An 11,441-nucleotide genomic window follows, 5' to 3' on the forward strand; every position below is an offset into this window, starting at 1 on the left:
CAAATCAAACGCCCAAAGGGGTACGGAGTTTTAACGGAAGAAGAAGCGTTAGCCGCCGCCGAAAAATTAGGCTTTCCAGTGTTAATGCGCCCGTCTTATGTGCTTGGCGGACGAACAGCCGCTCATCGGTTACTGTGTTTAGAAGGGAGCGGATTTCTTCGGTTGATTTTGCGGACAGGCGCGGCATTTCTAGGGTGTTAAGGCCTATCTCCGCGCCGCACACGGCTTTTACAAGGGCTTCTTCAAAAGTGTCGGCGATTGCCATTACTTCGCCGGTGGCTTTCATTTGAGTGCCAAGCTCTTTTTGCGCGTACACAAATTTGTCAAATGGCCATTTTGGGAATTTCACCGCGACATAGTCAAGAGTCGGCTCAAACGCGGCGAATGTATTTCCCGTAACGGCGTTTATTATCTCATCTAGGGTATAGCCGATGGCGATTTTTGTCGCGACCTTCGCAATGGGGTATCCTGTCGCCTTGCTCGCGAGGGCGGAAGAACGCGAAACGCGCGGGTTTACTTCGATGACCGCATACTCAAAACTGTCGGTATGCAGGGCGAACTGTACGTTACAGCCGCCTTCAACGCCGAGCGCGCAAATTATATTCAACGCGGCTGAACGCAACATTTGATACTCTTTGTCAGCTAACGTAACGGCGGGAGCGATAACGATGCTGTCGCCCGTGTGTATGCCTACAGGATCGAAGTTTTCCATTGAACAAACTGTGATTACGTTCCCTACCCTGTCGCGCATCACTTCAAACTCGATCTCCTTCCAGCCTGCGATGGATTTTTCCACTAAAATTTGATTTATCGGCGATAGTGATAATCCGTTAGCGGCAATTTCTTTGAGTTGAGCTTCGTTAGTTGCAATGCCGCCGCCTGAACCGCCAAGAGTGAATGCGGGACGCACAATAACGGGGTACCCCAGTTCATGGGCAAATTTAATCGCCGTTTGCACGTCAATTGCGATTACCGAAGGAATCACGGGCTGGCCTATGCTTTGCATTGTTTCTTTAAACAGTTTTCTGTCTTCAGCTTTGTCGATAGTTTCAGGAGAGGAGCCGAGCAGGCGCACGTCCATTTTGTCAAGGAAGCCGTCTCGGGCAAGTTGCATACAGAGAGTGAGTCCCGTCTGTCCGCCGAGACCGGATAATATGCTGTCGGGGCGTTCTTTTTCGATAATACGCTTGACGGTGGCAAGGGTCAAAGGCTCGATGTAAATTTTATCGGCGATGTTGTTATCTGTCATTATGGTGGCAGGATTTGAGTTAACAAGGACAATTTCAATACCGTCCTGCCGGAGTACCCTGCAAGCCTGCGTTCCCGCATAATCAAATTCCGCCGCCTGCCCAATGACAATTGGACCTGATCCTATGACCATTGTTTTTTTTATCTTTTTATCAAGCGGCATGGGATTTCATCCTCCAGCGTCCATCCTTATACGGCATCTTTATCCCAATAAATAAGTAATTTTTGGTTTGTAATATCTGAATGTAAAATTAAACCGGGCGTTTGCGCTATGTGTATCACGGACTCCCATTTCTTTTCTTCCGGAAAGAATTCCGCAAACAGATTCTCCCGCGATAAAATTTGTTCGGGACAAAATACTATGCCGGGTTCTCCGTCAAATACGGCGGCATAAAAAATATCAGACTCCACAATGTCCTGGAAAAAGTGGCTGCCAAAAGACAACTCAGGCACTATGCCGGCTTTCAAGTACGATACTTCGCACAGGGCCGCCATGTTGCATAACTCACTAAAATGAACCGGAACTCCAAGTGAGGGCGTTGTTGTTCCCCACCTTCCCGGCCCCATTAATAAAACCGTTTTATCTTTTAACTTTTGGTTAATAAGGCCGACTGTACGCGCAGCCTGATATTTATCATTATCTGTCAGATCAAGATATTCCGTCGCCTTGACAAAAACGACATAATCAAAATGCAGCCTGATATTGCCGCCCATAAAATCACCGGCGGATGAGAAAAATATCTGCTCCTGCTTCGGTTGCGGAGCTTCCATGACTCTGCCAAGCCCTTTTGTTTGCAGGGGGCGGCATTGCAGAAGATTAAATCTAAAATCGCCATTTGGATCAAAATTAGCTGTAAACTCAATATCCACAGGATAGTTATAGGCGGCGCTCAACGTAGAAAGCACCGTGCGGACAAATTCCGGAAAACCGGTTTCAGTTAACAGTTTATTAAAATCCGGTATTCTGGGAGTAAAGTTATATTTAATTCTAAGTTCTTTCATACGGTTAATCGCCGCGTTATCCGTTGTAAAAAAAATATTTTTATCGGTTTTTAAATCGCCGTCCGCAAGTTTTTCAAGAGGCACTTCCGCCAATTTGTTATTAAGAAGGTCAAGCACATCGGCTTTATGTTGGGAAAACTTTTTTTCATCGCCGTAACTGACAGGCGGCCCCCTATTCGGGCAATCTAAAGGAACAATTTTCGCGTAATCGCCTGAAACGCGGTCAACGGCGCGTGTTCCAAGACCGAATACCAGCCGTAGCATACCCGCTTCGGGGTTCATTGATTTGTCCCATACATACAGATTGATGGAATTCCCGACTCCGGCAATGTGCGGAAAAAACAATTCATCGTAATGGTTGCCTGAAACGCGCTGAACAAGAATCGCCATTTGCTCATCCTGATTGGTAAGACCCCTTCGCTGACGGTAAGAAAGAGCGTCATCATTCATGGTACTGGCGTAGACGGTACGTACCGCTTGTTCAAATGCAGAATAACGCTCCTCCGGCGTGCCTTGATTGGCGCAGAAGACGCTTTCGTATTTTCCGGCGAAAGCGTTGCCAAAGTTGTCTTCGCGCAGTGAGCTTGATCGGACTATAATGGGCGATTGTCCGAAATGTTCAAGCATCTGTATAAACTGTTCTCTGATAATATCGGGAAATTTTCCCTGTCTCATCTTTTCCTGCAATTCTTTCGCGACCGTAAAATACCCTTCGGTTGTTTTTTGCTTAATCCGCAAATCCCACAGCCCGTTATGTACAATGTAAGTGTAGAAAATATCCGAACCCAGATAATACGAGTCATGCGGCTCCCAATGATTTCGCATAACGTCCCCGGCTTCTTTCTCCAGAATTTTTCTTGCAAGAAGCATCCCGACGCTTTTTCCGCCGATAAAACCCGTTCCTATTTCCCTCTCCGCAATATCAAGAATATCCCTCAGCGTAAAATATTTGTCAATAAGGCTTGTTATGCGCAATTCTTTTCCGATAATCCAGCCCATAAGCATCTTCTTCATCTTTTCCTGAGAATCTTCATCGCTGCTAAGGGATGAACGCGCGTGATCAAGTTTAATTTGCCAATAATCCCTTGGCTGTCCGCCCTTGCTGACCCGTGAAAACAAAGTCGCCGCGTCAGCGCTTGACGTAAGTGAAACGGCTTCATCGCCGTCAATCAAATGGGGAAAAAACATTGTGGGCGAATATCTTTCCCATACTTTGAGCGGATGAATGTAAAATTTATTGTCAACATTGTACACGTCCATTAAAAGTTGCGTAGTTTCCCGTATTCGGGCAATTGTGTCGTGGGTGAGGGAACCTCTGATAATGGCGAAATAAGCCAGCGTGTCAAGGATAAACAGGAAAGGGCATGTTATACGAAAAAAATTGCCTACCATCATGTCGGAACTCCAGCTTGTAAGCAAGTCGCTAAGGCAGTCAAACACATAGAAAGCCTTTAGTCCCTCGCGGTCAATAATATCATGGACTTTAAGGGCGAATAATTCAAAACCTTCCGATGTATCCAATTGATACATAACAGAGGGTTCGTTATCCGCCATTAACTGCTCATGGTTTCCGAACCGGAAGTAGACAAGCCTGCGGTTGTCCTGCTTTGCCTGCCTGATATACGGACGCAATACATGGAGATAATCTTCTATGGACTGCACCTGCCAAACTACATTATCACCTAACCTAAACATGTCAATAGCCTGATCAAGACCGGACATTCCTGTGCTTACTCTTCTATCCAATGGCATAATCGTTCACCTCCTCCGGAGCCTTTATCATATCCGCAAATAAAAATATATCATCGGTTATCGCGTAACAATAAGTGCATATCTTTTCTTTTGTCGTAAAATCACGGTACGGGTTTGAAAGGCAGCTTTTTCTGCCTCGGATAATGGCTTTTATTGTTTCATGAAAAAATCCGCGCCATGCCCAGTTTTTATTTTTAAAATCTCGGCATACGATATTATCCGATTCCCGTTCAATATTATTGGAAAGTTGGACGCCTTTTTTACTGCACATATAAATCCGTATCACATCCTTTAATTCACTGAAAAGTTTAATAAGGTATTCATCGTTGTTTATCTTTTCGTTATCGAACGGGTTTTCATGAAAAAAAAGCTCAATTTGAATATCAAGGGAATTTTTTAAGGATTCCGCGTCGAACGTTTTGCTTTGTATCGCGTTATAGGCGGTTGCGATTAACGCGGAAAAAACAAACGAGTTGACAACCGGATCGCTCATGGACGCTTGAGGGACGGCAAGCAAAAATCCCTGGTAAAATCTGCCCTTTGAGGAAATGCAAATATCAAGCTGGCGCTCAGTCTCCACTCCTTCATGCAAAACTTCGATGCCTACGGAATCCGCGAAGGCGGCAATGGCGCGTAAATATTCCCGGTAATGATAGGACGTTTCACTGTTATGAATGTAATCAATATTGATTTTTATAATGTCGGGATGAAGTTTTGCCAGCCTGTCAATATTACTGGCTTCCTTTCCGTAGTCGTCAAGCGCTATTCTGCAACCGGCTTTTTTGTAGTGGACAATGGCGCGAAGATATTCTTCGTTTGCGTTAAAATCTTCTTCCGTAATTTCTATAACCAGCCTGTCGTTGGGGATGCCAAATTCTTTCGCCAATTGCAAAGTTACCATATCTTCCGGTTTTTCCAAAAAAGGCAGTAGCCACGCCAATCTGATATTTATAAACAGATATTCATTCCGCTTTTCTTCGGCGTATTTTTTCATTGCGTATCTTCTTACTATTCTGTCTACTCTGAGAGCTTCTTCATGCGATATGCTGGGGTCTGTAAAAAAAGGACCTAAAGAATTCACTGCTCCGTCGTCATCCACATAACGCCCCAGAATTTCAAAAGCGTATACGTTATTTGAATCAGCGGAAAGAATAGGTTGAAAGTAAGCGATTACGTTGTCGGCTGTTAAATTCATTTTTTCATCCTTTCTATAAAACGGTCAAACAGAAAAGCCGTATCAAGCGGCCCACCGCACGCTTCGGGGTGAAACTGCACCGAAAACGAATTGCCGTAATCCATACCCTCGCATGTGCCGTCGTTTACGTTCACAAACGAACCGTTATCTGCAACAACAGCGTATCCGTGATTTTGACTGGTGATGTAAACGCGCCCTGTTGCCAATTCTTTAACAGGCTGGTTTGCCCCTCTGTGTCCGAATTTAAGTTTGCGCGTTGAATAGCCGTTTGCCAACGCCAGCAATTGGTGTCCCAGACATATTCCAAAAATCGCCACTCCGCTCTTTTGCAGAATACGGAGCGTCTCTATAATTCCGCTATTGGCGCTTTCCGCCGGGTCTCCGGGACCGTTACTGAGCATGATCCCGTCCGGTTTGATTTTCAGTATTTCCTGCGCGTTTATGTCATGCGGAAAAGACCACACCTCGCAGCCACGCGCCGAAAGCGCGTTCGCTATTCCGCGCTTTGCGCCAAAGTCCATTAACGCTACGCGTTTTTTTACCTGCGAATTTTTCGGCGGGGTTTTTGTAACAGTCCGCGATGACACGGCGGCGACCGCGTTTATAATTGAATACGCTTTTGTTTCGGCAATGTCGGCTTCTGTGGGAGGCGCAGACGTAATTTTTCCGTTCATAACGCCGTTTTCCCTAATGATTCTTGTAAGCGCCCTCGTGTCAATTCCGTATAATCCTGTAATACCGCGCTCTTTTAAAAAAGCGTCAAGAGTGCCCTCACTCCTGAAGTTGGACGGGTTTTTACACGGATGTTTGACAATATACGCCCTTGCCCCGACATTTGCGCTTTCAAAATCGGGGGGGATAACTCCGTAATTTCCGATTAGGGGAAAAGTTTGAAGGACAATCTGCCCGTAATAGCTTTGATCGGTCAAAGTCTCCAAATAACCGGTCATGCCGGTTGCAAAAACGACTTCCCCTGTAATTTCCCCCTGAGCGCCAAAATATTCGCCTTTCATTACAGTGCCGTTTTCCAAAACTAAATACGCGGTCATTTCTTGTCCTTTATTTAAATTAAATAATGCCATTTTACGGAATATTTATCAAGAGACATTTATTGCTAATTATTTTTACCACGAACCATCACGAACAGCGACTGGATATGGGCTAAAGGTTCGTGGTGTTCGTGTGGTTCGTGGTAAAATTCTTCATAAAACGGAAATAACGGGATTTGTTACTCAAGTATTCCCGCGAGAGTGTGCATTACGGCGTTTATATCGATGGGTTTGGAAAGATGGCCATCCATTCCTGAGGCTAGGGCTTTTTCAATGTCTTCTTTATATGCGTTAGCTGTCATGGCAACAATGCGCGTTTGTTTATGCGGCACATTACAGCCTTTAATTTTTTCATTTTTAATAATTTCAGCTTCAATGGCCCTTATTTGACGGGTGGCTTCATAGCCGTCCATTATAGGCATCTGTATGTCCATAAAGATAAGGTCGTAATAATTATGCGGCTTCCCGTTAAAAAGGGCGACAGCCGCAGCTCCGTCCGTGGCTTCGTCAATTTCCACATTGGTATCCGAAAGAAGCTCCGTTAAAATAAAACGGTTTATTTCCACGTCTTCCACAATAAGGATGCGCTTGCCGGAAAGATCGGGCGTAATTTCTCCGATAGCCTTATCTTGCTTTTCTTCAACTATCGGGAAACACAGCGTAAATTCAAATGTCGAACCCTCGCCCAGTTTGCTTTTTACGCTGATACGCCCCCCCATCATTTCCGTAAGATTCTGGCTGATGGAAAGCCCAAGTCCGGTTCCGCCATATTGGTTAAAAATAGCCGAATCAGCCTGACTGAAAGATTTAAAAAGCTTTCCCATCTGTTCCTCTGACATTCCGATACCGTTATCTGAAATAATAAATTGTATTTTTACATACTCTTCATTTTCATCAAGCGCATTAAGTGAAAAAAACACTACGCTGTCTTTTGGGGTAAATTTTACCGCGTTTCCCAAAAGGTTTAGCAGTATTTGATTGAGTCTTAATTTGTCCCCCATGACGCGGTAATTATTAAAATTTTCAAAATTGGTTTCCAGACGTATATTTTTTTCCGCGCAGCGGAGAGTTATGAGTTTCACCACCTCATCCATTGCCGCCTTTAAAGAAAAAGATTCATGGATAAGCTCAAATTTGCCTGACTCTATTTTTGACATATCCAATACGTTGTTCAGCAATCCTAAAAGATGTACGGAAGCGGTTTCTATCTCTTTAATTGCCGACAATGTTTTTTGACTTTCAGCGTTTTTTTGGGCGATAAGCGCCATGCCAATCACCGCGTTAAGCGGGGTGCGTATTTCATGGCTCATGTTCGCAAGGAAAGCGCCTTTTGCCATTGACGCGGCTTCCGCTTCTTTACGAAGTTCCGCCAGCCGCGTATTTTGTATGTTTATTTCAGAAATCATGGAATGGTAAACGCTTACGTCGGACATGATAAGAATATAACCTTTAGGTTTTTTTCTAACCATTATTGTTTTTAGCGTTACCATAAAAGTTATTATTTGCCCGCCTTTCAGGAACAGTTTGATCTCTCCGCTTCGTTCAATATTTTCTTTTTTAAGCTGTTCGAAAAAATCATTCGGCGTACATTCAGCGTTCTGTTCCCGTAAATAGGCAAGAAATTTTTCCAGCGTACTTTGACCGGTATCAAATGAAAAACTGGGAAAGGTCATTAGCGCGGCAGGGTTCGTGTCCATTATGCGGTTCTGTTCGTCAAAAACAAGAATCGCGTCTTTGATGAGGGCGTAAATATTGTTCATGGTTATAGCTTTTATGTTTAAAAGCTGTGACTTGTAAGACGTAATGGCAAAGAGCATAAAAGTAATAAAAAATCCCAGAGGAGTTATGTCATAAGGAATGAAGCGTTGTATTTCGGTGGTATATAAAATATTTAGAATATAAGGAAGGGACATCCCAAATACTGTGACAATTACCAGAGGTTCATCTCTGGCGCGTTTAAAAACATAGCGGATAAGAACAATAAAAGAAAGAAGCACCACGGAGAAATCTACGACAGTGTGTATCCAGAAGAAAGGCCCCCGCGTAGGAACTGGAAACGCATAATCAGGAAACATTAAATGATGCAAAGGATTGGTTATCATAAACAGAATATCCAGAGCCGGAAATATGCAGATAACAGGCAGGGCAAACCGGTATTTATATGTTCTTATATGCGCAAAATTAAGGATAAACCACAAAACGCTGAATGGAATAATACAGACAAAACAAATCCGCAAAGTATAGATAACAGGGAAAAAATTTTCGGCAGAAATAATGGAAATTGCGTTTAGAAGCGTCCAAAAAATGACAAAAATGCCCAAACAAAAAAAACTTACGGAACGGCGGTTCCTTGTATCACCAAACCACAAAAAACATAGTATATATACGATAACAGAACTGAAAACAAGAGAAGTTACGAATATTGAGACTTCTATCCACATAATGGCTATATTTAGATATAGCACAAACTATAGAACAAAAGGCACCCATTTGGGTTCAGGAGTGAAATTTAACAAAAACAATATTCATATTCTTTTATGTATATTTATAATGTACAATAGAAAAATGTTGAAACGAATAATTTTAAAACCGGGCGAGGAAGAACGTATACTTCTAGGTCACCCCTGGGCGTATGGCAATGAAATTGACAGCGTACTGGAAGGCAAGGAAAAGGCGCATCTTATTCCCGGCGAGTGCGCCGATGTCGAAAGCAGCCGCAAAAAATATTTAGGCAGGGCTATAGTAAACCCAAACTCAAAAATTACAGCGCGCATATACAGCCCCTCCAAAGAGGGTATCGACAAAGGCTTTTTCAAACGGCGTATCCGCGAGGCGGTTCTAAGGCGCATATTTTTCCGCGATCTTTCCATCGAATCGGCGCGGCTTGTTTTTGCTGAAGCTGATTTTCTTCCCGGTCTTATCATTGACTGTTTTACAGGCTGGCCGTTATCTGAAATTGAATCCGCCGTAACGCGGCGCCCCGTCACTTTTGAAGCCGCAAAGGCCGCCTTAGGCCCTCCGCGCTTTTGGCTTTCGGCGCAGTTTCTAGTCTGGGGAATGGACTGCCGACGCGAAATGATAATCGAAGCGCTGTGTGAAGTGGTAACAATAATCAATGCGCCAAATGTGAAAAATGGCGCGATAAATACTGTCACGGCAGAAGCTGGAAACAACACGGCGGATACGGCGAATTCCGGCGCTATGGCGTATCCCGCAGCGTTTATCCCGAATGGCGCGGTTGGCGGCATTTACGAAAAATCCGCCGCCCATGTCCGCGAATTGGAAGGGCTTCCGTTACGCGAAGGCGTACTGCAAGGCTCATTCCCAGAAACAGGGATTGTCATTTTTGAGGGAGACTTGCCTTTTATCGTGGATCTGCCTCAGGGGCAAAAGACGGGTTTTTTTCTTGATCAGCGTGATAACCACCTGCTTGCTGGCAAATACGCGTCTCTGTTGCAAAAAGAGACAGGAGCGGAACTGCGTATTCTTGACGCATGTTCGTACACAGGCGGCTTCGGCCTTCACGCGCTAAGGGCGGCGGGAAGTCTCATCATGCTTGACGTATCGCAGGCGGCGCTTGAAACTGCGCGAAAGAACGCAGTGTTGCACGGTGCCGCAGATCGCGTAACAACAGTCGAGGCGAATGTTTTTGACGAATTGCGTAATTTAGCGCGGCGCAAAGAGCAATTTGATATGGTAATACTCGATCCGCCTGCTTTTGCAAAATCACGAAGCTCTCTTGAAGAAGCCCTGCGCGGCTACAAGGAAATAAATTTACGCGCGATCAAACTTGTCCGCTCAGGCGGCATCTTTATAACCTGCTCATGCAGTCAGGCGTTAGACGAAATCCTATTTAAGCGCATGGTCGCCGAAGCCGCCGCAGACGCGCAATGCCGCCTTGTACAGATTGATTTTCGCTTTCAGGCGCAGGATCATCCGGTGCTTGTTGGCTATGATGAGTCGTTGTACTTGAAGTGCGGGTTTTTTCGGGTGATTTAATTAACAGTGAGCAGTGAGCAGTGAGCAGTGAGCAATGAGCAATTAACAATTAGAAATTAGCAATGTTGTTGTTCGTTATCTATGCGTGACCAAGAGAGGGAGTGGGGAGTAGGGAATGGGGAGTGGGGGTTTTTGTTCGTTATCTGCGCGTGAAGTTTACGCATAGCCCTCGGACAAAAACCCCACTCCCCACTCCCAGTGTGAAAATTTTCCAAAAAATTTTTAAAAACAGTCAAGCAAAACCGCAAGTCCACGCCATATATAGGGAACCTTCTTTTTGAAGGTTCGGGAAAAAACTATTTATGGAGTTGATTATGGAAGCAAACAATCAAAATCCCGCTCAGTACGAGTGGGGCCCTTTCCCTTTCAGGGACGGGGAGCGTATCTTGGACATCCGCTATGACCCGGTGTTCAAAGCCGTATTCACAAAAGACTCGTCAACGTCAAGAGGCGCGTTGTCGGACTTGATTTCCGCGCTTATCGGGCGCAATGTCGCGGTGGAGACTATCACAGCCAACGAACCGCCTATTAAAGATTTGAGGCAGAAATACGTGCGCTTCGACGTATCATGCAGAACAAAAGAATGCGAGCTTGTCAACGTGGAAATGTCATTTAATCCCAACGCTGATGAAATGGTGCGCCTTGAATACTATACGGCGATATTATTCACCGGGCAGGACATTCACGGGGATGGCAAAAATTATAACGATTTGAAAGAAACCTATCAAATCGCAATTCTTGCAAAGGGAAAATTTTTCCCAGACGAATACTTGATACATGATTTTTCATACAGCGATCTTAAAACCCGCGTCTGTCTTGGTGGAAAAACCAGAATAATAACTGTTGAGTTAGTAAAAACAAAACCCATTGCCGGAAAACCCATTGAAGATATGACAAACGCTGAACAGTGGGCAATGTTTTTTGAATATTTGACAGACGAGGAGAAAAGGGCTAAAATAATTGATATAACCAACCGAGAGGAGGGCATAATGATGGCGGTAAAAACCATGACGGGCTTCACGCAGAATGAAATAGAGTACATACGCAAGATGGGTGAGTTAAAAGCTGAACTAGACTATCAAAGCGGAATGGTATGCGCCTTAGAACCGCCTCGCGGATACGCCGTTTGAAAAAGCCTTTGTCGATACCCTCTTTGGAGGGGCTGTATATGCGCGCTGTAATTTTTGAGTTTGGGT

The 11,441-nt window shown here is 44.6% G+C and carries 6 protein-coding genes and 3 pseudogenes; 4 read left to right on the plus strand and 5 right to left on the minus strand.

Translation table 11 applies throughout. The annotated features are described in order from the left end of the window. Positions 1-3: 3 nt before the first annotated feature. Positions 4-75 (plus strand): annotated as a pseudogene (locus ACYVRH_RS09170) (hypothetical protein); the annotation flags it as partial. Between the two features lie 25 nt (positions 76-100). Here the strand turns inward: ACYVRH_RS09170 and carB are convergent. The 5 genes and pseudogenes from carB to ACYVRH_RS09195 all read right to left on the minus strand — a co-directional run. Beyond that, positions 101-1,411: pseudogene (carB, locus tag ACYVRH_RS09175) on the minus strand (carbamoyl-phosphate synthase large subunit); the annotation flags it as partial. Positions 1,412-1,437: 26 nt separating this feature from the next. Next, positions 1,438-4,002 (minus strand): PEP/pyruvate-binding domain-containing protein, encoded by a 2,565-nt coding sequence (locus tag ACYVRH_RS09180; protein ID WP_461256615.1) that lies wholly within the window; start codon positions 4,000-4,002, stop codon positions 1,438-1,440. Further along, positions 3,989-5,197: an EAL domain-containing protein gene (locus ACYVRH_RS09185; RefSeq protein WP_461256616.1), complete on the minus strand. Its 1,209-nt coding sequence runs from the start codon at positions 5,195-5,197 to the stop codon at positions 3,989-3,991. Before ACYVRH_RS09185 ends, ACYVRH_RS09180 begins: the two co-directional genes overlap by 14 nt. Further along, positions 5,194-6,246 carry a carbamoyl phosphate synthase small subunit gene (locus ACYVRH_RS09190; protein ID WP_461256617.1) on the minus strand — a complete coding sequence of 351 codons (1,053 nt, stop codon included), beginning with the start codon at positions 6,244-6,246 and terminating at the stop codon, positions 5,194-5,196. The genes ACYVRH_RS09185 and ACYVRH_RS09190 overlap by 4 nt, the downstream gene beginning before the upstream one ends. A 179-nt stretch (positions 6,247-6,425) precedes the next feature. Beyond that, positions 6,426-8,687, minus strand: a complete 2,262-nt coding sequence (locus ACYVRH_RS09195; protein WP_461256618.1) for a histidine kinase N-terminal 7TM domain-containing protein — start codon at positions 8,685-8,687, stop codon at positions 6,426-6,428. A gap of 124 nt (positions 8,688-8,811) precedes the next feature. On the opposite strand from ACYVRH_RS09195, the gene ACYVRH_RS09200 reads away from it, so the two are divergent. From ACYVRH_RS09200 to ACYVRH_RS09210, 3 genes and pseudogenes are all read left to right on the plus strand, one after another. Then, positions 8,812-10,245 (plus strand): class I SAM-dependent rRNA methyltransferase, encoded by a 1,434-nt coding sequence (locus ACYVRH_RS09200; RefSeq protein ID WP_461256619.1) that lies wholly within the window; start codon positions 8,812-8,814, stop codon positions 10,243-10,245. A gap of 66 nt (positions 10,246-10,311) precedes the next feature. Continuing rightward, positions 10,312-10,398, plus strand: a pseudogene (locus tag ACYVRH_RS09205) (hypothetical protein); the annotation flags it as partial. 161 nt (positions 10,399-10,559) lie between these two features. Further along, on the plus strand, positions 10,560-11,375 hold the full coding sequence (locus ACYVRH_RS09210; RefSeq protein WP_461256620.1) for a PD-(D/E)XK nuclease family transposase: 816 nt from the start codon (positions 10,560-10,562) through the stop codon (positions 11,373-11,375). Positions 11,376-11,441: the final 66 nt, after the last annotated feature.

Source organism: Treponema sp. R80B11-R83G3 (assembly GCF_054786115.1).